This window comes from Bradyrhizobium manausense, from assembly GCF_018129685.1.
GTDB lineage: Bacteria > Pseudomonadota > Alphaproteobacteria > Rhizobiales > Xanthobacteraceae > Bradyrhizobium > Bradyrhizobium manausense_D.
This window is the reverse complement of record NZ_JAFCLG010000029.1, coordinates 21,082-44,691: the sequence shown is the minus strand read 5'-3', so window position 1 is coordinate 44,691 and position 23,610 is coordinate 21,082. Positions and strand designations below refer to the sequence as shown.

Sequence of the window (23,610 nt, the reverse complement as noted above, 5' to 3'; positions counted from 1 at the left end):
GTACAGGAGGCTACCGCGTCGTTTGCGAATAGTGCCAATACTCCGCTTGCAAAAACGGAAATCGCTACCCTCAATACCATATGTCACTCCCTTGGTCGACGATAGGCATCCAGCAATGGTCGCTCATCAATGGCTCCGAGAAGGTCGATCGCGGCCGGCAGAAGGCGTCGACGGAGCATGAATGAATAAAGTTCCCCCAATTTGGACCTCGACGTCTCCCCAAAGCGCTGCCCGCCCGGAAGTATGTAATCACGCTGTAGATCCAGGGTACTCTGCAAGGAGGCTCGGGTCAGTTGAGGTGCTCTCTCGGAGAGAAGCTTCGCAGATGCATTTGTATCTTCGTAAACGTTCTCCCAACCCTTTATCACTGCCCGCAGGAAGCGAACGATTACGGAGGGGTCTTTCCGCAGTGTTTCTTCACTTGTCGCGAAGAAGGTCCCAGGCACGTGCACACCGAAGCTTCTGGGGTCCAGCGAGTCGATTTGAGCGGCGGAGAGGGCGCTAGCGGAGGCCTGCATATTGAGTTTCGCCTCCTGCTCTGGTGGGGCATCGAATCCGACACTTGCAATCAACACATCGACACCACCGGTAAGAAGTTGATCAGGTCCACTATGCGGGACCTCCGTCAATCCTGATTTTGAAATGCCATTCTTTTCGAGCAGTAATTCAAGCACGATGGTTTCGCTCGTCGTGCACCGACAGCCGATCGATCGACCTGTGAGATCGGATAGAGCGTGAACACCGGAACCTCTCCGAAAATACAGTCTAACCGCACTGTCAGCCGCGTTAACCGCAAAACTGGTCAGCTTTATTCCCTTCGCTCGCATCGACAGAAATTTGTCGGCGGGCAACAAGTATACTTCTACTCTGGAGATGTCTTTCCTCAGATCATTTTCCGAGCCGTCGCCGACAATATTCAATGCGATGGCTTCGTCCCGGAATGCCCCCATCTGATCTGCGCGAAGGAGCCCGGCGATAGAGGGAACAGTTTGATCTACTAGCTTAAGAAAAACAACATCGGTCGCATACGATGGCAGAGGCGCACAACAAAAAGCGGCCAGCAGAAAAAGCCAGCGATAAGGCCACGCAAAACGGATTCTTTCAACTCTCGCCATGGGGCCGGCGCGCGCTCTCAAAAGTCTTCCGTATATGCATATCGGAAATCTGGCGTATTTGGAGCTATGCCCAGAATTTGCTGTCGGCGAGAATATGCAGTGACGGTCGTGCTGATACAATCAGTCGATGGATAGTAGCACAATCGGAGCTTTATCGGTTGGCTGCAAGCATTCTCGAGTATCAGCACATGTTCATAGATCGTAGGATTGACAATCTCCCGTCGCGAAAGGCCGTGTACCTTTATGCATGGCGTGTTATCTGGGGATTTGTGTTGGCGCGGTGGGCCGGCGGCGTCAAAACGGCCTCTGTCGGTTGAGACTGAAAGCCCCCCGGTCCCGCCGACGATTGGTGGCGATACGATTTGGCAAAGTCCCTGAGTGTTGAAGAGAAGAGCAGGGGCCGTTATCAAGACGAGCAACCAAGGAAGATGCTTCATATGCATCCAAGCCGTCCTATTTCGGGGGTACTCGGTGGATTGGAACGATCGACACAGCCAGTGTGTGTGGCGGGGCATTCTGAAGTGCAGACGGCGAGATTGCAATCCGACAGACCGAGCCGAGAGGGTTTTGTTTGACCGTGTCTGGAAGGCGCACAATGGCACCGACAGACAGCCCCTTTAGGGCGCCGACTTGCAATCAAGCATAAGCATTGGGAACCCTGTCACGAGGCCATGGTGAATGAAGTATCGCGCCGACATCGACGGCTTGCGAGCCGCTGCCGTGGTTCCTGTCGTGCTCTTCCACTCAGGCTTTCCCGGCTTCTCCGGTGGCTACGTCGGGGTGGATATCTTTTTTGTAATTTCTGGCTTCGTGATCACGCTGGGTTTGAAGGACGATCTCGAGGCGGGACGGTTCTCGATATTCAGATTTTACGTAAAGCGCATTAGGCGCATTTTTCCCGCCTTAGCTGTCACGATTTTAGCGACTTTCGTTGCTGCCTACTTCGTTCTTCTTCCCGAGGCGATGGTTGATCTCTCGCGGAGCATGATGGCGAGCGCCGCGTTCCTGTCGAATGTCTATTTCTGGAAGAGTTCATCATACTTCGCTGCCGACTCCTCGACCCGTCCGTTGCTCCATACTTGGTCTCTGTCTGTGGAGGAGCAGTATTACGTATTCATCCCCCTCGCGGTCTACGTCACTTACATCTGGATCAGATCGCGTTGGCTCATCGCTTTTGGCTTGGCTGCGATCTTAAGCTTTGGATTGAGCCTCTACGCCACCCGATATGCCGCCAGTGCCAATTTCTACCTCTTGCCTACGCGAGCCTGGGAATTGCTCATAGGGACCCTGCTCGCGCTGTTTTCGGAACGCATCGTACTGGGCCGGCGCTCGGCGGAGGCTGCTGCGCTCACGGGCGCGCTTTTCATCGCATATGCAGTCTTTTCATTTGACGAATCCACGCCATTTCCCGGTTTCAACGCCGCCCTTCCGTGCTTCGGCGCGGGACTTCTCATCTTCTCCGGAACCGCCGCGCCCCGAACCTGGATCTCGACCGCCTTGTCCTCTGCGCCCGTCGTTTGGATTGGGAAGATTTCATATTCCGTCTATCTCGTACATTGGCCCTTAGCTGTTCTCGTGCGCTCCGAGACTCTTGAGCCTCTGACATTAGCTCAGAGCGTTACTTTGGTTACTGCCAGCATTCTGTTAGGAGCTCTCTCTTGGAAGTACGTTGAGCAACCCTTTCGTCGTCCTCATTTCTGGCGCTCAAATGCTCAGACTTTGTTCGCCGGACTCGCCTTGCTACTGGTCTTCTTCGGCATAGGGGCTGCGGGGGTGGTCGAGCAGGGTTTCCCAGGACGGTTTCCTAGGTATGAGGCTAGAGGCTCGAGCCAGCATCGCTGGAACGAGGGGAGCTGTTTCTTTGAACCTCACGAAGACTACCGACGATGGTCGACAGAGCGATGTCAGTTAACGCATGGTGCGGCTGGACGGGTGCTGTTGTGGGGCGATTCATTTGCAGCGCAGTATGTTCCTGGCATCCGATTACAGGAAAACTCTTTTGATGTTTCCGTCTTCCAGTACACCTCTGCTGGGTGTCCTCCGGTCTTGACGTATTACTCCTACGCGCAGCCGCAATGCGCCGACTTTAACCGGCACGCGATTGAATTAATCAAGGAGCTTGGGGTGGTAGCAGTGGTCCTGTCGGCGCGATGGATCGATCTGCGGGCTAGGGGCGGTGTAGGAGCTTTGGAGAGCACGCTAGATGAGCTTTCCAAGATGAAGGTCGGCGTTTATGTAATCGGGCAGTCTCCGGAATTTCCCGCAGACGTTCGCGTTATCGGCTATCGCGCACAGGCATTTGCGGCAAACACGACGGACTCTTGGAGAATAGTCGTTCCTTCGGGATTCAATGATGAGTTGCGGAAGGTCGTTAAAGGCAAGGCCACGTTCATTGACCCTCTGCAGTCTCTATGTGCGGATCAAGAAGTCTGTCCATATCGAAAAGAAGGTCAGTACCTCTTCTCAGATTTTGGACACCTCTCCACGGTCGGATCGAGTATGGCGGTTCAATCTTATTTTCCAAAAAAGTTCCCGCAAGCGCAGGGCCGCCGGTTTAGTGTTCCCTGAATGCTCTAGTGAGCTGATCCGCGATCGGCTTGACCAGATAGGAGGCCATCGTCCGTGCGTCGGTTTGCACAAAAGCTTCGACGGGCATTCCGGGAACGAGCTTTACCTCGCCAAGCTTGGCTAATTCCTCGGGTGAAATTTCAATTCTGATTGTATAGTATGACGCTCCGCTTTTCTGGTCAGTCGCAGCATCGGCGGCTACAAGGCTCACCGATCCAAAAATCTCAGGTGTTGTGCGCTGATTGAAGGCTGTGAACCGCAAGTTCGAGCGTTGTCCAACGTGCACCTGATCGATGCTCTTGGGGGGAATTCGTGCTTCGACTGTCAACCTGTCATTGACGGGAACGATCATCATGATCGGCTCCCCCTTGTCCACCGTTCCGCCGACCGTGTGGGCGGTAAGCTGGTAGACAATGCCATCCGCTGGGGCTCGAATGTCGATGCGATTAAGCAGATCCTCGGCGGCAATTCGCTTCTCGGTCTGTTCTGCTATTTTCGATTCCGTTTCGTGGAGGTCCTTGGCATCCTCGCTTCGCAGGTCTTGATCGACTTGGATGATTTGAAGCTCGGTCTCGACCATTTTGCCTCGCGCCTCGGCCACGGACGACATGAGTTGACCATACTCACCTTCCAGCCTGGCATCGTCTCTTTCAAGCTGCGTCAAACGCGGCAATTGGATCAAGCCCTTACTATAAAGGTCTCGCACACCGATTAGCTCGCGTGTGACAAGATCGGTCTCCTTCTGCTTCGCTGTCGCTTGCCGGGTCTGCCCCTCCACCTGCAGCTGAAGCTGCTTAATTTTTTCTCGCAGCTGAGCTTTTTGGCCGGCTCTGGCGGCCGCCCGAAGCTCAAAAAAGCGTTGTTCGCTCACGAGGAGTTGTGCCACCTCCGGGTGTTTCGCGCTTTCGTTCTTAAGATCTTGCGGAAATGCGATCGATTGTTGGTCATCGCGCTCGGCTATCAGGCGCGCCTTCCTGGCACGAAGCTCGTTTAGGCTTTGGACTACAATCGCCAGGCTCGATTGCGTTTGGGTCGGGTCCAGGCGCAGAAGTACATCGCCGGCTTTTACTTTGTCACCTTCCTGCACGTTGAGCTGGGCGACAATGCCGCCGGTTGGATGCTGCACTTTCTTCGTGCTACTATCGACGACGAGAGAGCCCTCAGCGATGACCGCTCCGGACAGCTTGGCAGTTGCCGCCCATCCGCCGGCCCCGAGCACCAGGAAGCTGACGGAAACTAAGGTGGCTATGATGTGACGTCTTAGCGATGTATCAGTTGTTGACATGAGCAGCTTACGAAAAATGAGTTTTCAGACTCGGCATAGGTTTGCTTTAGCTCACCTGGCCGATCGTATTAATTCGTCGTATCGCGGCAGGTGCTGTGACTTGCTCGGACGGCGGGCGCGAAAGACGTGCGAGAACCTGGTTCTTTTCGCCGAATGCCTGAAGCCTTCCGTTTGCCATCAAAAGCAAGCTATCGAGACCGGCTAGAGCACTTGCGCGATGCGCGACAACAATCACGATGCCACCGCGCTCACGAATGCCCTCAACTGCGCGCGTGAGGGCAGCTTCACCGTCGGCATCCAAATTGGAATTTGGTTCGTCGAGGACGACAAGGAAGGGGTCGCGAAATAGCGCGCGTGCCAACGCGAGGCGCTGCCGCTGTCCTGCCGACAGGGCTTGACCACCCTCGCCGATCTGAGTCGAGTACCCCTCGGGTAGCCCCAAGATCATATCATGAACGCCCGCCGCCGCCGCGGCATTCCGAATCATCTTTGGATCGGCGTGTTGTTCAAATCGCGAGATATTCTGAGCAACGCTGCCGTCAAACAATTCGACGTCTTGCGGCAGGTAACCTATGTGCGTTCCTCGCTCGATTGGAGACCACTGATCCAGCGCCGCGCCGTCCAAGCGTACCTTGCCGCGGATAGGCGTCCAGACGCCAACAAGAGCTCTGACGAGCGATGACTTGCCGGAGGCACTGGTGCCAATGATGCCGAGCCCTTGCCCCGCCGAAAGTTCGAAGCCGACGTCGCTGACAACCACCTTGGGGATGCCGGGCGGGGAGAGCACGAGGCCCTCGACCGAAAGCCTGGCCTTAGGAGGGGAAAGAGGCAATCTGTCAGGCAGCGGCGGCACCTGGGTAAGAAGACCATTTAGTCTGGTCCAGGCCATTCTAGCCGAGCTGAATTGTTTCCACTGCGCAATGACCATCTCAAGCGGCGCAAGCGCGCGGGATGTCAGTATCGAACTGGCAATGATAATGCCTGCGCTAGCTTCCTGATGGATTACAAGATATGCGCCGATTGCAAGGATGCCCGACTGCAACGCGGCGCGCCATGCCCGGGTCAAAGCGCCAAGCCCGCTAGTGATGTCGGTGATTTGCTGATTGGCATCCATGAACTTTAGATTAGCTTGCTCCCAGATTTCGCGAATGCTCCGGCCCATCCCCATAGCCTCCAGAGCCTCCGCATTGCGAAGACCCCTCTCGGCAATTAGGCTGCGTGAAACGGAGAGTTGGCCTACGCGTTTAGCAGGATTGCGGGAGGCGTACTGCGCAGCAATAGTGAGCGCCAAAAGAATAATACCGCCGACGCATGCCGCTATGCCGATCCAAAAATGGAAGACGAAGCAGATCAGCAAATACATCGGCATCCAAGGGACGTCGCACAGCGCGGACGGCCCGGCGCCGGCCAAGAAAGTCCGCAAGTGGTCCAGGTCGCGAAGGGGCTGAAGCGATTCAGTTTTGATCTGCGCAAACAATGGCAATCGCATCAACGCTTCGCAAACGCGGCCGGCCAGGGCGTCATCGACTGAACGCCCAATTCGCGTCAGAACGCGAGATCTCAAAAGGTCGAGTACCCCCTGAAAGACATAGAGAAATGCTGCAATGACGCAGAGGCCGATCAGCGTTGGAACATTCTGACTCGTCAGGACGCGGTCATAGACCTGCAACATAAAAAATGAGCCGGTCAGATACAGAACGTTGATGCATGCGCTTAGGAGTCCAACCGCCACAAAGGCCGCGCGACAGGCCCTAACCGCCTCCAAGATTTCCGTCGACCCCTTATTTGATTGCATAATTAAACTCTAAGTCAGCTGATATTAAACGACCAGCACTTCTTTCTAGGCTCAAAATACACGAATGTTGGCACCCAAAATCTCAAAGAACCGCAGAGGGTCGAAACCGACTCTAAGTATCATAACAAAAAATCCCCGCGCTACGCGATTCGTAGCGCGGGGACCAAACAATGTAGTTAAATCCAGAGCCCGCGCTGCTTAGGCGTAGAACTGGAAATCGCCTGCGGCCTTTGAAAGCTGCTGTCCATCAAGCGAATGAATGTAGATCGTATAATCATTCCCCGAGGTCGTGTCGTGAATGGTATAGTACTGCGCGGTGGGATCCGAACCGTTACCCGCATAGTGCGCGAACGTCATCGTCGAGCCTGCGCCAAATCCGCTCAGGGCGACGAAATCGTTATCCGTTGCCGACCAATGGCCAGCGTTCGAAAAGTCGTAAATCGCATCTTGGGTTCCGGTGATGCCGGCATTGGCGTTCGCAAGCAAATCAGATGCCTTGATGACGAAGTGATCGCTTCCGGCACCGCCGTACAGCGAATTGACGCCGGTTCCGCCATCCAGGGTATCGTTGCCAGCGGCGCCATGCAGAGCATCATTGCCGCCGCCACCGTGAATGGTGTCATTGCCCGGCGTACCGGTCAAGCTCTGCGCCGCAGGCCCACCGTTGATCGTAACCGATGACGGAACGATCGGCTGTGTCGCCGTGCTCGCATTATAATTTCCATTTGTATCAATTGTCTGCGGAGGACCGACGGTCATGGCTAATTTCCTTTAATAGAGAACTGGGCGCGCTCACAAGGGGAATACCCCCCTTGAGTAAAACTTTATTAGAGCTTTTATGCTTGGTCAATCCCCTTATTGCCCATCCCCCTGCGTGAAAAACGCCCGGCTCCGGTCCCGAACGTGACGCTAGAATTGGATTTCTCAGAACCGCAAATGGACTGAATTCCGATCGCGAAATGTTTACGACGCGCCAATCGGGCGGGTGCGAGCCTTGGATCCTCGGGTCAGACGGCGAGCGAGGTTCATGGCTGGCAGCTCAATCAGGTTAAAAAACACTGCGGAAACGGCAATGGTAAGAGGAACAAACAGAACCAGGAGCAATACGGCAAAAGCTAGGGGGGGGCGTGCGAAGGTTTCAGCGACCGACATGCAGAACATCAAGACGAGCATGTGGCTGATGTAAAGCGAATAGGAAATGCGGCCCAGAAACTGCAGGGTCGGCCGGCGCATCGCGCTGCAGATGATCCATTCTATCGTACCCACTTCGTTTCGGGCGCCAACGATTGCGATATGAAGGGCTGCAATCCAAACAAGGATCGGTAGTGCATGCGGGAATGATATGCTGAAAAACAGGCCTGCCAATGAACTGCCCGCACGCAGTTGCGCTAAGGACACGTGTTCCTTCGAACTGGCCTTGGTCCAGACTGCGAGGCTCAGAAAGCCAAGCGCGAACAGGTGAAGCTGGGAGCCGACAAACGCTGCTCCGGCAAAGCGGCCGTAGAAACGAAAAGCAGTGACCAGCAGGCCCAACAGCACGAGCCGCTTCAAGCTAAATTTGCCGAAGACCAATGCGACCAGCGCTGGTGCGATTATGTAGTACTGCCACTCGACCGAGATGCTCCATGCCTGGCCAACAATGGTGTAGGGGAGGGTGGCGTCGAAGCTTGTAGGAAAGGCGCCCTGCAGAAGAAGCAGGTGTGTTCCGACGTGGGTAAGAGGGCGTTCCAAGGCTGATTGAATGAAGTGGACTCGCTCCAGGTTTGTCGGTGTAGGAGGGGCGAGCCGCAGGATATCCAGGCATTTGTCGAGCGATGCCCACGACCCAACAAGCACGACGAGATACGCCGGAAAAATGCGGAAGGCGCGTCGCAAAAGATAGGCGGAATAATTCTCGTTCGTCCGCAAACAAAGCGAACAGATAACAAAGCCGCTCAGAATGAAAAACACGTCGACGGCAAGTACATTGTACAAATCCGGACGGACCGGGCTAAAGCTGAGGCCTACGGCTGTTGCCCAATGTCCGAGCATCACCCACAACGACAAAACGCCTCTTAGAGCATCGAATTCCTTGATATGCGTCATTGAGTTTAGATTCTGTCCGAGAATTTACCATCATATAAAGCGAAGTTGCCGCCAATTGCCAGCGCGAGGAGGTTGCCTGCAGCCTGCTCCTTGTCCCGACAGCTATTCAGTACGAAGTTGTACCGAGCTACGCGTGGCCTGAGTAGGCTTAATCGCCACGATTTGTCGCGACCGAGTTGATCGCTCACCTTCTACGGGCTAGGAGTTGCCCTGCTTTGTCGAACATCGCTGCGGCCAGCGTTGTTTATACTGGTGAATGCGGCAATTGATGGTGGCTTAATGAGCACGGCAGATGCGGCAGTTTTTGGTGGTGCAGGATTTATCGGTTCGCACTTGCTGCGGCACCTTAGCGAGCAAGGAACCCACCAGGCGTTGTATAGTATCGACATTGCAGAGCCGCGGTTTCGAGTTCCGGGCGTCGTTTACATCACGCACGACGTTCGTTCTTCCGTCCCCCCGAATCTCGTGCCGCCCGGTGACCTCGACATATTCAACCTGGCGGCGGTCCATACAACCCCGGGCCATGAGGATTGGGAATACTACTGGACCAATGTACTTGGGGCGGTCAACGTCTGCGAATTTGCTGCAATAAGGGGAACTCGCCGGATTTTCTTTACAAGCTCGATCGCAGTGTACGGGCCGAGCGAAGAGCCGAAGGACGAAGATTCTGCTCTAGAGCCGGTCAGTGCCTACGGCCGCTCTAAGTTTCAAGCTGAAAGAATACACGTACTGTGGCAGCAAGAAGATGCGGAGTCGCGCCAGCTAATCGTTGCAAGGCCAGCAGTGATCTACGGTTTCACCGAGCGAGGCAATTTTACGCGCCTCGCCAAGCTGTTGGCAGGTCGGCGTTTTTTCTATCCAGGTCGCAGCGATACCGTAAAGGCTTGCGGTTATGTAAAGGATCTCGTCGGGTCCCTGCTTTACGTGTCGGACTTGCGACGAGGTGTCGCCATTTACAACTTCGCTCAGCCCCAACGAACCACGAGTAAAGATATCTGCGAAGCTTTCTGCAGCACGGCAGGTTATACGCGGCCCAGCATCGTCGTGCCCATTTCGCTCATGATGATCGCCGCCTGGGCATTTGAGCTCATAGGCAAGCTGGGGTGGCGAACGGATATCAATCGCGAGCGTGTGATGAAGCTTATGAACTCGACGAACATCGTCGCAAAAAGATTGCGCGAATGGGGATATTCCTACAAGTTCGACCTCCCTGCCTCCCTAGCTGATTGGAAAGCCGAATCGAGTTCTGCTGGAGCGTCCGATTTCACCTAGCGCTCTGCTTGCTAAGAACTGGCGGAGGAGGGCGGACTCTAGTCATTCCAGGTCCGCCCTCCATGCGGCTTCCCGTTGGAGCGTCGTGTTGTCACAATTGACTAACTAGGTCTTATCACTGCTCAGCATTGGAAAGTGCTTGCATGCTTGCAAACGTTCAAGCGCTCCGTGCCCTTGCGGCGCTCATGGTTGTGTATGTCCACTGTGAGCTTCTTATTCCTTCAATTCGGCAGGTTTGGCCATTCGTGGGTGACGTTCGCGAGGCCTTCGGCTCGGGTGTGGATCTCTTTTTCATCATTAGCGGTTTCATCATGGTGTATACGACCGGCCTCAAGCACTCTGGGCCGGTTGCCTTTTTCGCGCATCGCATCGCGAGAATCGTCCCGCTCTATTGGCTCCTTACCTTGTGTACGTTCGTTTTGGCGTTGATCCTTCCATCCGTGCTCGCTCATACCACGGCATCTCTTTCTGGTTTTGTGAAATCGCTGCTCTTCATCCCTTACACTAGGGGCGATGGCACGATGCGTCCGGTGCTCTTCCTGGGCTGGACACTGAACTACGAGATGTTCTTTTACGTGCTGTTCGCGCTGGGATTGTTCGTTCGCGAACCGGTGCCTCGATTGGTTGCTGTTGCGAGCCTGATCGTCGCGATGGTCACCTTCGGCGTCGTATTTCGAGAATACCTCTCGGCCCCTCTCCGGTTCATTACTCGTCCCATCATTCTCGAATTCATTCCTGGAATGATCTTGGGGCTGATCTATCCGAGGTTACCAAACTCGCAGCGCGCCACCCGTCTCGCCATGGTTGCTTTGCCCTGCGGTTTCATCGCTTTAATACTCGCCGCCCATCTAAACAACTCAGTCTGGCCGCTGACGGCTATACCGGCCACTGGATTGATGGTCGCTGCGCTGGTGTTGGAACGCGCCGGCGTTAGTGCAACAGGCGATAGCTTGCAACTGATCGGAGCAGCCAGCTATTCGCTCTACTTGAGCCACCCGTTTGTTACGCAAGGCGTAAGTAAGCTGGCCGCCTCTTCGGGTTTATTGGCGTCGTCGCTGGCTTCAGCGATCTTGATTATCTTGGCCTACGGCCTCTCTATAATCGCGGGTATTGCGATTTATCGCTTCATTGAGCGGCCTCTTTCGACCAGAGCGAGGCGCCTCCTGGAGTCCAATCGGATCAAGTCAGGCGCTCGAAATTGAGCCGATCCGCGCTGAGCGGCGGTGTCTTGACGCCGCACTGCGGAGCCGACTGCTGATGCTCGTCGAGCCGGGGTGGCCGCTCTTGTTCGGCGCAGACGAAGCGACAGTCGTGTCCTTTGCCCGATGTCATGGGTACGCCGCCTCTCCAGCCTCGTAGGCCCGCAAGCTGTCTATGCCATCGAGCTCCGAACTTCGGTGCGCGGCAAACGCGCCGATTTGGTTGCCTTCAGGCTAATTGGTTTGGTTGACAAACGGTACGATCCGCAAATTGCCGCCCTTTTGTCCGTTGGAATACGGGAGGCAGTTTCGAGGTGATTAACATCGTGGACCAAACTGCGGCTTCTCCGAAACTTGAACTTAATTCGACGCCTGTACGAATGAGGCCAGAAAAAAGTTCGTGCAGGTGGAGAAAAATGGCTAAGGCGTCGGCGTTTCATGATTTTCAGGATCAGTTGGCTCTGTTGAGCTCGGACGTTCCGAGTGCCAATCATTTCATGGCAACCGCCCAGACCCAGGTCATCGTGGGAAAGTCAGGTGGTAACATCATCCGTGGTAACGGCCACGATACGCTCGTGGGGGGAAATGGGGATGACACATATTACGTATATTCGTCATCCGACAAGGTCGTAGAACTTCCAGGCGGGGGTATCGATACGGTCGTTGCAACAGTTAATTCGGCCTCCTACACTCTGCCCGAGAACGTAGAGAACCTTACGATAACCGGCACAAATGCAACCGGTTATGGAAACGGTTTGCAGAACCTTATGGTTGCCAATGGTCCTGGCGCCATCACCTTGGACGGGATGGGGGGAAATGACGTGCTAGTCGGAGGAGCAGGACCTGACACATTCGTCATGTCGAAGGGGTACGGCAGCGAAGTCATCTACAATTTCGACACGACCAAGGATCAGGTCAGAATCTCGGGATTCCAAGCGTTTGATTTCAAATCACTCAAAGCCGACATGAGTCAGGTCGGCAATGACGTGGTGATCAAGCTCGGCGCTACTGACTCAGTCATTTTGCGTAACGTCAATGAGACGCAACTGAGCGCCAAGAATTTCGAATTTCCGATTGATTTGTCGAAGATGAAACTCACCTTCGATGATGAGTTCAATACGTTCAGTGCATCGGCCGACGGCAATGGCACCGTCTGGCAAACGAAGTACGTGAGCGCCCGAACGATCTCTGCAAACCACGAGGCGGAGTATTATTCAGATGCTTCCGTAGGCGTTAATCCGTTCAAGGACAGCGGGGGAGTTCTGTCCATTACGGCTGCGCCTGCGGCAGCAGGATCCGTGCCGGCCGGCTCCGGGCTGACCTACACTTCCGGAGTCATCACGACGGCGCATTCCTTCGCGCAACTCTACGGCTACTTCGAGGCCAAGGTGGAGCTCCCGTCCGGCGCGGGCTTCTGGCCAGCGTTTTGGTTGTTGCCCGCTGACGGCAGCTGGCCGCCGGAGTTGGATGTTTTTGAACAACTCGGACAGCAGGCGTCGACGCTATATCTGTCCACCCACTCAAAGGTTGGTGGTCCGAACGTCGTCAATACCGTTGTCGCCGATGTGGCGAACACCACTACTGAATACCACACCTACGGCGTGGATTGGGAGAAGGACTTCGTCACCTACTATGTGGACGGGGTGGCTGTCGGCAAGATCACGACTCCAGCCGACATGAACAAGCCCATGTACATGCTGCTCAACCTCGCGGTTGGCGCGAACGGCAGTTGGCCGGGGGCTGCAGACGGCCATTCCAGTGCGAGCATGAAGATCGACTACGTCAAGGCTTACGCTTCGGCGGACAGCACATACGCAACTTCGGCGGCGGTGTCGGCTTCAACCTATTCGACTGATGCGAGCGTCCAGACCGGGAGCGCTGGTCACAAGGCGCCCTCAACGATGGCTGACCTCTACTCGGCGACCGGCAGCAAGCTGGCGGAAGATGCCGCGCACGGGGTGTTGGCGAACGACAAGGACCTGAATGGGGTCGCTCTCTCGGCAAAATTGGGCTCCGCGGCCTCTCACGGTGTCGTCCAGCTGAACGCTGATGGCTCTTTCCTGTATACCGCCAAGGATGGTTTCGCCGGAACCGACAGCTTCACCTACATTGCGTACGACCAATTCAGCCAGTCGGCGGCCACCACGGTGAATATCGCGGTCGCCGCGACTGTGTCCGGCGATGGCGTGAAGGGTGCGGTAAACCTCGCGCCTAACAACGTTGCGACCGGGCTGGTCTATTCCGCCGGGAGCGGCGATAAAACCATCGATACTGGAAACGGGAACGTGGCGATCGATTCCGGATCCGGGAACAACAAGATTCATCTCGGAAGTGGCACAGACGTCGTCACATTTGGATCTGGCATCTCAAACGTTTCGGCGGGATCCGGCCAGGACACGTTTATCTTCGACGGCGGCAGGATGCCCAAGGGCAGTGTGGGTGGACAGGTCGACACCATTCTCTATTTCCAGGGCACAGATGGCTCAAACAGCCACGACCTGCTCAAGTTCAAGAATTTTGCGGCTGGATCTGATCTGGCCTTCAAGGGATATGTCAGCGCGGCCTCCCACCAGACGCAAAGCTATAACGTCGTGGATGCCGCTGGCCACGTTGAAGGGACCTTGAACGTTGCAGTCCAGGCAAATCACGATGGCACGTACCACCTGCTCGCGCATTCGGACTACATGTTCGTGTAGGCAACGACTCCCGTACTGATGCCCCCTTGGTAAAGGTCTGCATAAGTACGGAATGTCTTCTCTAGGTCGGTGCTTTTCCCAGTGTTGGCGAGCGGCGCTGGGTCTAGCGGAACAATTTTTCAAGTTCGGACTCGGACGCGACGCGAGGCGCGAACAAATAGTCGCACTGCTCGGATCGCTCGGGCGTCCAAATTTCGTTCGGAAACTCCGTCACGTGCTCCAGCCGGATCGCGCTCATCGCATCAGCCGTTTTAAGGATACGGAAAACCCGATAGTTAGTCTCGTTGATCAGTTTGATCAACCTGCTTGACCGCTCAGAGTAGAAGTTTGCATCGGCTTCCTTGTCCCGTAGTAGAACCTCGCAAATGATCCATGGCTGAAACCGTTTCAGTGACTCCGCCATTCCGGAGATCACCTCGGCTTCGAAGCCCTCCACATCGATCTTGATCGCTGCGATTTGCGTCAAATTGAGCTGATCGGTCAAATCGTCGAACTTGAAGCAAGGCACCCACTGAACCGTTGTTCGCCTGCCTGGTCGCAGGTCGCGAACCATCGTTGCAGCCTCATCGGTTCTTGAGTCGTCACCAATGAAGAGCTTCTGAAGACGCGTCGAGGACGACAGACCGGCCGGCACGATTTCGGCGTTGGTCAGGCCGTTCCTAGCGACAATTCCCGTGAGAACCTCAACACATTTGAGATTCGGCTCAAAGCCCACGTAGCGGCGGGAACTGGCGCTCGACATGAAATCGAGAAGGGTCTGACCGAGATTGGCGCCAATATCCACGAAGGCGCCTTCGCGCAACTTCAGGATACGTTGCAGGAGTTGTGCTTTCCATTTGGGCCGCCAATCCGATGCAAGATGAGCGACCGCTCTCTCCCGGCCGACAATAGAAAGTGTGCGTCCATTGACCAATGTCTGAAAGCGAGGCTCCACCGCCAGCGAGACCTCAGTCAGCAGCCGATTGTAAATGTAGCCCAAGTTCATATTTTTCGCCATTTTTGTTGATCCATTCTGTTCACTTGTTTAAAGCAAGGCGGCTGCGCAACCGAGCATTATCGATGCAATTGGCATACTACCAATCCAGATTGCCCAATTTTGGTGACGATCTGAACCCTGAAATTTGGACCAAATTGGCTCCTGATGTGCTTGACGACCGACGGTCTGACGAGGCGTTCGTCGGGATTGGCACGATTATCGGAATTCCGTCGTTCCCTTTCAAGAAGCTCAATGTCTTCTCGAGCGGCGTTGGCGATTGCCCTGTAGATTCCTGGGCCGATCGCCAAGTCCGCTACTGGTGTGTGCGAGGTCCGCTCTCCGCACATTCGCTTGGTCTGGACGAGGATGCGGCAATAAGCGACGGCGCAATTCTTGTTCCGCTCATTTGGCCGCCCCAATTGGGAAGAGCGCAAGGTCGCATATCGATCGTTCCTCATTGGCAAACTCTAGATTATGGCGGATGGGAGGATGTAGCAAAGTTGACCGGGTTCGACGTGATCGATCCACGAGATACTCCCCTTAAGGTTATCGAGAAAATCGCGCAATCGAAGCTGGTTCTGGCTGAATCTCTCCACGGAGCCATCATTGCCGATAGCTACGACGTGCCTTGGCGCAGCTTTGCGACGTCAAAGAATTTTTCGGTAGCGAAGTGGGTCGACTGGACGTCATCCATCGACGTTCCCTTGGAGGTTACCTTAGTTCCACCGCCGAGCGAGGGACCGGTGGTGACATTCGGGAAGCGCCAAGAGCCGTTCGGAACCACCGTCAAATTTTCGCTGGAAGACGGTCTTGCGGAATTTGGCCGCCGGACCCAAGCAAGACATTCGACCCTGAAGATGTGGGTTAAAAAAGCAGTCAAAGCGGTTCCGGGAGCGCGAAAGCTGGCCGGGAGCGACTACTCACCTAATTTGACCGCGGAAGCGCTCGTAACTCTCGCCCAGCAGTCGGCGAGGTTGAGCGATCGAGCGCTGCTGGCGCGCAATCAGGACCGTATGTTAAGGAGACTTGAGGATCTGAAACGGTATCACGGGTCGTAGAAGAGCACTTGGCACACGCAGCGAGCAGCGAAGACGCAATCGGAGAATTCCGAGCCGCATCCAAGGTGCCATTTCTTACGCTGGGATGGTGGTGCGGACTTCTTACCTTTGCCGGTTTGGTGTTCAACGAAGCTATTGGGCCGGTCATCATTTTCGGCGCACTTGGCTGCTCGCTCGTATACTGCCTCAGGAGCTTCGCGAACCTGAAAGAGGCCATCGCAATCGCCGGTTGGCTCCCGTGGTTCGTTCCGCTCCTCGCGCTCGCGTCTGTCGTCTGGTCCTCTGAGCCGGATCTGACCCTCCGCATGAGCGTCGAGCTCTGCCTGACCACCGGGTTGGTGCTAGTTGCGGCACAGGCCACTACGCCTCGGGCTTTCGTCGGGACAGCCGGGCTAGTTACTGGCCTAGCGGTGTTGTTGAGTTTGGTCGTTCGTCACCGGCAAGTCGATGGCTTGACAGGGGTTGTCTCGCTAGCCGGCATTTACACCAATAAGAACACGCTGGGCGCCTGCGGGGCACAGATGTTCTTGGCGTCCCTCTTCATAGCTCTTTCAAGGGGAACGAACTCACCCGTTCGGTTGGTCTCGATAGCCAGTTGCGCGGTTGGGCTTGTCACCTCGGTGGCGGCCCGATCGGTGGGCCAGTTGGTGGCGTCAATGATCGGCGGTGCAATCATCGCCGGATATCTCTTCATCCAACTGGTTCCGGCTAGGCAGCAGCGCGTGTATATCCTCTGCGCTTGCCTTGTTGGAATCGTTCTGGTGGCCGTTATTCCGTTGCTTCTGATGTTCGCCGGCGACGATTTGCTGCGGCTTGTCGGTAAAGACAGCACTCTGACGGGCAGAACCGAGCTTTGGTATTGGGCCGCTCGGTTTTCGGACGAACATCCCATATTTGGAACGGGTTATCAGGCATTCTGGGTGCCCGGGCATTCCGCGGCAGAGTTCTTGTGGGACAGATTTCGATTGACCGCACGTTCGGGGTTTCACTTTCACAACCTTTTCTTTGAAATGCTCGTCGAGCTTGGTTGGATAGGGGCGTGCAGTGCTCTCATCGTGATGCCTCCGATGATCTGGGTCGTCGCGAAATGGACGTGGCTGCGATCCAGCAATGCGGCGGGTTATTATCTGGGCCTGATCATCTCGCTTTGTGTCGTCCAGTTCCAGGACGTCAATTTGTTTCAGGTTTTCAGCCCGTGGTATGCGCTCTATTTGGTTGCGTTCTACTATGGGCGCAGAGCCGTGTTGCAGGGACACGCCTGATCTATTTTTTGTCTTGACCGGCGACCACCAAGCGGTTGGCCAAAGCAAGAAAGATCTTCTTGTTTTGCGTAAATGCGGCGAGCTTGATGCCGTAAGTGTCGGCGGCGAGGTTCGCCGTCGGTATGTTGATGCAATAGGCATACGCTCCAGATCCGCCAAGATGAGACAAGCGAGTGTAGGAATGATAGAAAATGTGCTCTCCTGCAGCATCCTGCACCCAAAGATGTACGGTTGCTTGATCGAGGTCTTGGCGGCCGGTGCGCAAGACTCCCACGAATTTTGCGTTCGCCGATTCTGGGCCTGGCATCTGGATCTCCGTTGGGCCGAACTCCATTATCGCCGGCTCTCGATCGGCTAGATCATCATATTGGAACGCTCGAATGTACGCGATATCCAGATAAACTGGAAAGCCCAGATCGTCGGGCGGTGAACCGGCCCAGCCTCCGCCGAGGGCAAGGTTCGCAATCAGATACATCGCCTTGTCGGGAATCTTCTCCGTCGCCCGCCAACTCTCTTTGCCATCGATCGAGAACACCATGAACTCTGGTCGCCAATCGACGGCGAACACATGATAGCTGTCGGAAAAGTCGATGTTGTGAAGAGGGCCGCTGTCGAAGACCTTTTGACCGTTGCCTGCCGGTGTTCTCCAGTGAAAGCTTTGGTACAACGACCTCGGTTGTCTTCCGAGAAATTCGAAGACGTCTATTTCGGGAGGCCAAGTCTGATCGAGGGGGAGGAGCCAGAACGCCGGCCAGAGGCCCGCGCCCTTGGGCAACTTCGCCTTGATCTCGAAATGGCCGTATAATTGTGCAAACCCCATGACGCTCGAAATTGCGCCGGCGACGAACCTCTTGCCAAACGCCTGCTCGCGGCGCGCTCTCAACCGAAGGCCCCCCTTCGGTCCAAGTTCCACTTCGCTATCCAGGTAGACCTGCTGTTCGCCCGCATTCGCCGGCCTGACGGCTGTCGTCCAGACCTTGCGATCGAGCTGCTTGAATTCCTCGTCGAGAGTAAGATGCATGGCATGGGTCCCATCCGGCGTGACGGGTATAGCGCTTCCGCCCGTCGGCTTGGGCTGATCAACGATCCGGGCGGTCGCGGGCTTGCAACTCGATTGAACCATCGGGACATCTTGCGCGAGCGCGCCTGCCGGCAGGTTGAAGGCAATGCCAGCCGCGGCGACCAATCGAGCTGACAGTCTCATGCACGATGCTCCAAAAGCGAAGAAGTTGAACGAGGCGCTTTGAGCCGACCGCAGACGAACGCTCATCGCTCAGGGGGACGGTACAGTTGATTCATGGACGCATGACCATCGCTCAGATCAAGGTTAATTGCGGCCAAGAGACGGCACAGTCATTGCAATTGTTGTGTCATTGCAATCGTAGTGTCCTGGCGTCTCCCCGTTAGCCGGCAGTACGTTGTCTCTGTCGAATTCGGTACAATTGGTTGAATGGCCGTCTTTTTTGCATATCCTGAGCCGAGTATAGTGAGTTCCTCCTGGTGATCGCCAACTGGAATACAACAGACGTGACAGCACAGAACAAGAGCAAATCGAGCGTTGATCGGACCAAGATCTTTGCGGCGCTTTGGTCTGCAGCCAACGCGACGGTCACTGTGGTGCTTCCGTTCGCAATCTTTCTGGTCTTTGCGCGTGTCGTTCCTCCCTGGCAGGTGGGCGTCATCACGGTCGCGGTGACGGCTGCCGAGGCGTTGAAGGCGCTTTGCCCGCAAGGATTGTACGAGGTTCTCGTTGCACGCCAAGTCGACGAGGAGACCGAGGGCGCGGCAGCTGGTCTCTTGCTACTCAGCGCAATCGCTGCTGGGCTTGTCTACACTCTTGGCCTAGTAATCTTCGTGAAGCGGGCTCCCGATTTGGAGAGCATGTTTCCCTTCCTGGCTCCAATCGCAGCGAAAATCCTCTTCGACATTCTCGCGCTGCAGCCTCAAGCGCGGCTCGCAAGGCTTCTTCAGGTCAGAAGAGTAGCCGTCCGGGGCATCATAGGGGCGGGCGCAGCGGGAGTTCTCTCGCTCGTGCTCATCGTGCTCAATATGCCCCTCGCGGCGATTGCGTCGTACTACGTCTGCCAGTCGGTTGTCGGCTTTCTCGTTTTGTGCGTGCGATCGAATGCGGTTCGAATGCCGCGCCTGAAGAAGTCATTGCTAGTTCCACTTCTTGGCGAAGCTGCTTACGCTTCCGGAGTTCGTACGGTTGGAGCGGTCAACAACTACTTTGAACCGCTACTGGCGTCTGCGTTTCTTCCGACTGTCGGGATAGCATTCTACAATCTAGCCAAACGCTTCGAGACGACCATATTTTCCGCTCAAACGTCGTTCTCCTCGATTATGTTCCAGCCGATATTTGCTTCGGCCGGCGAGAGGGTGGATCGCTCCGGAGCGATCGAAGCATGTTTGCTTAGCGTGACCGTGCTGTTCGGGGCGCCGATCATGATCTTCGTCGCGGGAAATCTCGTCATCATAAATCAGGTCCTTGGTGCCCAGTGGAGCGGAAGTGCACCGCTTGCGGCCATTATGGTGTTGTCTGGGCTTGCCCGGGTCTATGGCAGCATTCATGCCTCGCTACTGTCAGTGACTTTCAAGAATCGTCTCGTTTTTCAGTATGCTCTGGGTTCCGGAAGCGTTGGGCTGGCGCTGGTGCTTTTACTCGCAGGCATCAACGCCACTCTGCTCGCAGAGATGCTCCTGCTCAAGAATTGCATGTTTACAGCATATGCGGCGTATCTCGCTCGAGATGGTGAAACCCCATTGGCTTCGCTTTATCTTAAGAGAGTTCTGATGCCACTGATTGTGATGTTTGGTATTGCTTGGTGTTCGTTTGAGGGAGCGGGCGCGTCTGTCGTTCAGCCGGCTATCCAGCTGCTCATCGCTATGGCCGTCGCCGGCTCCGGAATATTGCTGTTCTTAAGCTTAGTTTTTAGAGTCGACCTGGGAGGTGTTCGCAATTGAGGGCGCAAGCTGAATTCTCAAATCAAGTTCATCCAAGGGTATTGGTGGTGGTACCTTGCCTGAACGAAGAACGGCACATCGAGGATTTGATCGATTACCTAGTCGCCGACCTTGGTGAACTGCAGGCGCAGATCGTTGTTGTCGACGGAGGCAGCACCGATCGGACCGTGGAAATTGTACAACGGTTGTCCGATCAGGGGCGCGGCGTGCATCTAATCCACAATCCGCGCCGATTTCAGAGCAGTTCGCTCAACCTGGCAGTTGACCAGTTTGGCTCGGGTTTTGACTACCTGTTGCGCCTCGATGCACATGGCCAATATCCGGGGGGATATTGCTCGGCTCTCTTGTCGGAGGCAGAAAACCTCGGCGCCGACGCGGTCGTCGTGTCAATGAGAAGCGAGGGAAGGACTTGCTTTCAGAAGGCGGCAGCGAGTGCGCAGAACTCCATTCTGGGCAACGGCGGATCTGCACATAGGAACGAGGCCGCGGGACGGTGGATCGATCATGGACACCATGCGCTTGTCCGAATCGCGAGTTTCCGCGCGATCGGTGGGTACGACACCGACTTCAGCCATAACGAAGACGCTGAATTCGATGTGCGCTTGCGACAGGCGGGATTCCGGATTTGGCTGACCGGCCTGACCTCGATGATCTACTATCCTCGACTGACTGTAGCAGGGTTGTTTCGCCAGTATTTCTCATATGGGGCTGGACGCGCAAAGAATGCGCTAAAGCATCGTCAATCGCTCAAGGTGCGCCAGCTTCTCCCGCTCGCAGTTGTGCCGGCCGTCGCGTTGCTTCCCTTCGGCGTCTTTCTCCCGTTGATGATGCTGCCAGCCGCGGGCTGGATCGCGTCATGTCTCGGCGTCGGCCTTCTGCTTGGACTACGAGAACGGCAATGGTGCGCCGGCCTCTCCGGATGCGCTGCGATGGTGATGCATCTCGGATGGTCCTGCGGCTTTCTCCGCAGCTTCGGCTCTGCGGCGCTGGATCGGGCCTTCAGGCCGCTACAAGTTCGCAACGTCCAATGACAGTCAGATCGAGCCAGCGAGGTACGAAGGGGGAACTCGCGACCGCGCCTGCGATATCGATCGTCATGGCCAACTATAATGGCGCGCGTTTCATCGCTGACGCGATTCGATCGGTGCTCGCGCAGTCTATCGAGGATCTTGAGCTGATCGTCGCGGACGACGCCTCATCTGACGAAAGCATTCGAATCGTTGAATCTTTTGCGGAGTTGGATTCCCGCATCGTGCTCCTCAAGTCGGAGATGAACCGGGGGCCTGCCGCGGCGCGAAATCGGGCGCTTGAGTGCTGCTCGGGGGAATGGATCGCCGTCGTCGACAGTGATGACATCATTCACCCAGACCGCATGCAGATACTGCTCGGCTTGGCCCGGGCCGATGGTGCAGACATCGTGGCCGACGATCTGCTGATTTTTGAGAGCAACCTGTCCTGCTCTAGCCGGACGTTGCTGTTCGGACAATGGGCAAAGGCGCCGTTTTGGGTCGATGCTGCCACATTCATCCGATCCAACGTTCTCTACGGCGAGCTGCCGCCGCTCGGCTATTCCAAACCTTTGGTCCGGCGTGAGTTGCTGGACTCCCTCAGATATGACGAAGCACTAAAGAATGGGGAGGACTATGCTCTGTTGCGTGAGCTATTGGTGAGAGGTGCCAGGCTGCGCGTCTATCCTCAACTTCTATACTTCTATCGAAAACACGCATCGTCGATTTCACACCGTCTGTCGTATGAACAGTGCCGCGCGATGGAGGATTCCGAATCGAACTTCTCGCGAAGGCCTGAAATTGGCGGCGAGGCTCTTGCAGCATCGCAGCTAAGAGCGGTCTCGATTCGCCGGGCGTATAATCTCGAGCGACTGATTGCGTCGATCAAGGCACGATCTTTGCGAGCCATCGTCAGGGCATGCTTCTCGAATCCGTCACCGGTGTTACTGCTCAAGCATCCTCTAAGAAGTTTTCTCGGTCGGCTGAAGCGCTCGACGCTCGGACGAGGTTCCTCTCGCATTGTTCCCGGTGTTTGCATCATCTCGCGGCAGCGGATTGTGGGGGCGACGAACGGGAGCTCCGCGTATATCCTGAGCATGGCCAACTTCCTGAAGTCGAAGGGATTCCGGCTGCATTATCTCTCGCCATCGCCAGCGACTTTTGGTCGATGGCCCTTTCTCTGGCTCAAGCCCGAGATGGCGGCTTTCGATTCCATCACGATCCGCGGTTCACGGAGGATCGGAAATCTCATCATCGCGAACGACCCGCGTGTCGCAATGCGCGCTATGGTAGCCATATTGCAAAAGGTCGGCGCTCGGCTCGGCTTGCCGACTCGCTCGGCTGTCTTGCCGTACGCGGTGGCCGCGCCGCTGACTCGACATGACGAACTGTTTCTGGCAAAGGAAGTACGTAAGGTCTGCACTCACGTCATTTTCGACTACGCATTCTTGACGGCGGCGCGTCCGTATATGCTGGTTCCTGAGGCCCCCGCTTTGGTCGTGATGCACGACCTACTCTCGGCAAGAAACGATCACTTTGGCAAGAACCAGGTCGAGGATTCGATTCCCGAACTCGATTTGGCAACGGAAATGCGAATGCTGCAGGCGAGTGATTACATACTCGCGATTCAGGCGAACGAGGCCGAAACGCTGCATCGAGCTGGAGTTCGTAAGCCCGTTCTGCTGGCTCCAATGGCAACGCGTGTAGTTGTGGGTCCAAAGTCGGGGAATTCCGATCGGCTTTTGTTTGTCGGAAGCAAGACCGCAGCAAACGTTGACGGCTTGCGATGGTTCATAGACGAGGTCTGGCCCAAAATCGCGAAGTGCAGGCCGACCGTGCAGTTGGATGTTGTGGGCTCTGTCTGCAACGAGATGGCGCGGATGCCCGCGGGTATCCGGCTTCACGGTATCGTCGAGGACATAGCTCAGTTCTACGAGGATGCGGGCGTTGTCGTCTCGCCCTTGAGAGCGGGGTCGGGCCTAAAGATAAAACTCGTCGAAGCGATGGGGCAGGGCAAGGCTATCGTCGCTACGAGTGTGACTGCGCAAGGTGTCGAAGCGATCGTTGTCGATGCGATTAGGATCGCGGATGATGCCTCGGGCTTTGCCAGAGAGATTGACCTGCTGCTATCGAGCGAGGAAACTCGCCTATGGCTCGGGCAGAGGGCCCTTGGTGTCGCGCGTGCGCACTTTTCGGAAGAAGCTTGTTACGGAGCAATGCTTAAAGCGCTCACCTCGGGCGGCGGCCGCGAGCCGTCCTGGCAGTCCCCTCAAGCCGGTGCGCGCTCCGTATCCGTCTTCTAGGGCGTGATCCGGAAGAGGGCGTAGC

16 protein-coding genes are annotated in these 23,610 nt (G+C 55.9%); 9 read left to right on the top strand and 7 right to left on the bottom strand.

The window, feature by feature from the left end; all coding sequences use genetic code 11:
• Positions 1-83: 83 nt before the first annotated feature.
• Positions 84-1,115, bottom strand: a complete 1,032-nt coding sequence (locus tag JQ621_RS33040; protein ID WP_212241217.1) for an ABC transporter substrate-binding protein — start codon at positions 1,113-1,115, stop codon at positions 84-86.
• A 678-nt stretch (positions 1,116-1,793) separates the two neighbouring features.
• On the opposite strand from JQ621_RS33040, the gene JQ621_RS33035 reads away from it, so the two are divergent.
• A complete protein-coding gene (locus tag JQ621_RS33035) occupies positions 1,794-3,683 on the top strand; it encodes an acyltransferase family protein (protein ID WP_212241215.1) in 1,890 nt (629 codons plus the stop codon).
• On the opposite strand, the gene JQ621_RS33030 is transcribed toward JQ621_RS33035, so the two are convergent.
• From JQ621_RS33030 to JQ621_RS33015, 4 genes are all read right to left on the bottom strand, one after another.
• A complete protein-coding gene (locus JQ621_RS33030) occupies positions 3,670-4,968 on the bottom strand; it encodes an HlyD family type I secretion periplasmic adaptor subunit (RefSeq protein ID WP_212241213.1) in 1,299 nt (432 codons plus the stop codon). The genes JQ621_RS33035 and JQ621_RS33030 overlap by 14 nt on opposite strands.
• A 46-nt stretch (positions 4,969-5,014) precedes the next feature.
• Positions 5,015-6,763: a type I secretion system permease/ATPase gene (locus JQ621_RS33025; RefSeq protein ID WP_212241211.1), complete on the bottom strand. Its 1,749-nt coding sequence runs from the start codon at positions 6,761-6,763 to the stop codon at positions 5,015-5,017.
• Between the two features lie 198 nt (positions 6,764-6,961).
• Positions 6,962-7,522, bottom strand: coding sequence for a calcium-binding protein (locus JQ621_RS35830; protein ID WP_212241209.1), 561 nt, complete (start codon positions 7,520-7,522; stop codon positions 6,962-6,964).
• Between the two features lie 204 nt (positions 7,523-7,726).
• On the bottom strand, positions 7,727-8,848 hold the full coding sequence (locus JQ621_RS33015; RefSeq protein ID WP_212241207.1) for an acyltransferase family protein: 1,122 nt from the start codon (positions 8,846-8,848) through the stop codon (positions 7,727-7,729).
• A gap of 279 nt (positions 8,849-9,127) precedes the next feature.
• Between JQ621_RS33015 and JQ621_RS33010 the strand changes: the two genes are divergently transcribed.
• From JQ621_RS33010 to JQ621_RS33000, 3 genes are all read left to right on the top strand, one after another.
• Entirely contained in the window at positions 9,128-10,120 is a 993-nt protein-coding gene (locus JQ621_RS33010; RefSeq protein WP_212241205.1) for an NAD-dependent epimerase/dehydratase family protein, read from the top strand.
• A 143-nt stretch (positions 10,121-10,263) separates the two neighbouring features.
• Entirely contained in the window at positions 10,264-11,322 is a 1,059-nt protein-coding gene (locus JQ621_RS33005) for an acyltransferase family protein (protein WP_212241203.1), read from the top strand.
• Between the two features lie 413 nt (positions 11,323-11,735).
• The gene (locus JQ621_RS33000; RefSeq protein ID WP_212241201.1) at positions 11,736-14,015 is read left to right on the top strand and encodes a family 16 glycosylhydrolase; all 2,280 of its coding nucleotides are present in this window, start codon (positions 11,736-11,738) and stop codon (positions 14,013-14,015) included.
• Positions 14,016-14,118: 103 nt separating this feature from the next.
• Here JQ621_RS33000 and JQ621_RS32995 read toward each other — a convergent pair whose 3' ends face one another.
• Positions 14,119-15,012, bottom strand: coding sequence for an FkbM family methyltransferase (locus tag JQ621_RS32995; protein WP_212241200.1), 894 nt, complete (start codon positions 15,010-15,012; stop codon positions 14,119-14,121).
• Between the two features lie 62 nt (positions 15,013-15,074).
• On the opposite strand from JQ621_RS32995, the gene JQ621_RS32990 reads away from it, so the two are divergent.
• Together JQ621_RS32990 and JQ621_RS32985 are read left to right on the top strand one after the other, a co-directional pair.
• Positions 15,075-16,049: a polysaccharide pyruvyl transferase family protein gene (locus JQ621_RS32990; RefSeq protein WP_212241199.1), complete on the top strand. Its 975-nt coding sequence runs from the start codon at positions 15,075-15,077 to the stop codon at positions 16,047-16,049.
• Positions 16,050-16,057: 8 nt separating this feature from the next.
• Positions 16,058-17,311: an O-antigen ligase family protein gene (locus JQ621_RS32985; RefSeq protein WP_212241198.1), complete on the top strand. Its 1,254-nt coding sequence runs from the start codon at positions 16,058-16,060 to the stop codon at positions 17,309-17,311.
• A gap of 1 nt (position 17,312) precedes the next feature.
• Here the strand turns inward: JQ621_RS32985 and JQ621_RS32980 are convergent, their stop codons facing one another.
• Complete coding sequence (locus JQ621_RS32980; protein ID WP_212241197.1) at positions 17,313-18,515, bottom strand: glycoside hydrolase family 16 protein; 1,203 nt, start codon at positions 18,513-18,515, stop codon at positions 17,313-17,315.
• Positions 18,516-18,811: 296 nt separating this feature from the next.
• On the opposite strand from JQ621_RS32980, the gene JQ621_RS32975 reads away from it, so the two are divergent.
• The 3 genes from JQ621_RS32975 to JQ621_RS32965 are packed head-to-tail and all read left to right on the top strand — an operon-like array spanning position 18,812 to position 23,585.
• Positions 18,812-20,275: an oligosaccharide flippase family protein gene (locus tag JQ621_RS32975; protein WP_212241196.1), complete on the top strand. Its 1,464-nt coding sequence runs from the start codon at positions 18,812-18,814 to the stop codon at positions 20,273-20,275.
• Entirely contained in the window at positions 20,272-21,306 is a 1,035-nt protein-coding gene (locus tag JQ621_RS32970; protein WP_249125723.1) for a glycosyltransferase family 2 protein, read from the top strand. The genes JQ621_RS32975 and JQ621_RS32970 overlap by 4 nt, the downstream gene beginning before the upstream one ends.
• Positions 21,195-23,585, top strand: coding sequence for a glycosyltransferase (locus tag JQ621_RS32965; protein ID WP_312015471.1), 2,391 nt, complete (start codon positions 21,195-21,197; stop codon positions 23,583-23,585). Before JQ621_RS32970 ends, JQ621_RS32965 begins: the two co-directional genes overlap by 112 nt.
• Positions 23,586-23,610: the final 25 nt, after the last annotated feature.

What these genes read in the sequence shown, in the direction of transcription:
- JQ621_RS33040 (WP_212241217.1), bottom strand. Translation starts at nt 1,115, where the DNA reads ATGGCGAGAGTTGAAAGAATCCGTTTTGCGTGGCCTTATCGCTGGCTT.
- JQ621_RS33035 (WP_212241215.1), top strand. Translation starts at nt 1,794, where the DNA reads ATGAAGTATCGCGCCGACATCGACGGCTTGCGAGCCGCTGCCGTGGTT.
- JQ621_RS33030 (WP_212241213.1), bottom strand. Translation starts at nt 4,968, where the DNA reads ATGTCAACAACTGATACATCGCTAAGACGTCACATCATAGCCACCTTA.
- JQ621_RS33025 (WP_212241211.1), bottom strand. Translation starts at nt 6,763, where the DNA reads ATGCAATCAAATAAGGGGTCGACGGAAATCTTGGAGGCGGTTAGGGCC.
- JQ621_RS35830 (WP_212241209.1), bottom strand. Translation starts at nt 7,522, where the DNA reads ATGACCGTCGGTCCTCCGCAGACAATTGATACAAATGGAAATTATAAT.
- JQ621_RS33015 (WP_212241207.1), bottom strand. Translation starts at nt 8,848, where the DNA reads ATGACGCATATCAAGGAATTCGATGCTCTAAGAGGCGTTTTGTCGTTG.
- JQ621_RS33010 (WP_212241205.1), top strand. Translation starts at nt 9,128, where the DNA reads ATGAGCACGGCAGATGCGGCAGTTTTTGGTGGTGCAGGATTTATCGGT.
- JQ621_RS33005 (WP_212241203.1), top strand. Translation starts at nt 10,264, where the DNA reads ATGCTTGCAAACGTTCAAGCGCTCCGTGCCCTTGCGGCGCTCATGGTT.
- JQ621_RS33000 (WP_212241201.1), top strand. Translation starts at nt 11,736, where the DNA reads ATGGCTAAGGCGTCGGCGTTTCATGATTTTCAGGATCAGTTGGCTCTG.
- JQ621_RS32995 (WP_212241200.1), bottom strand. Translation starts at nt 15,012, where the DNA reads ATGGCGAAAAATATGAACTTGGGCTACATTTACAATCGGCTGCTGACT.
- JQ621_RS32990 (WP_212241199.1), top strand. Translation starts at nt 15,075, where the DNA reads ATGCAATTGGCATACTACCAATCCAGATTGCCCAATTTTGGTGACGAT.
- JQ621_RS32980 (WP_212241197.1), bottom strand. Translation starts at nt 18,515, where the DNA reads ATGAGACTGTCAGCTCGATTGGTCGCCGCGGCTGGCATTGCCTTCAAC.
- JQ621_RS32965 (WP_312015471.1), top strand. Translation starts at nt 21,195, where the DNA reads ATGCGCTGCGATGGTGATGCATCTCGGATGGTCCTGCGGCTTTCTCCG.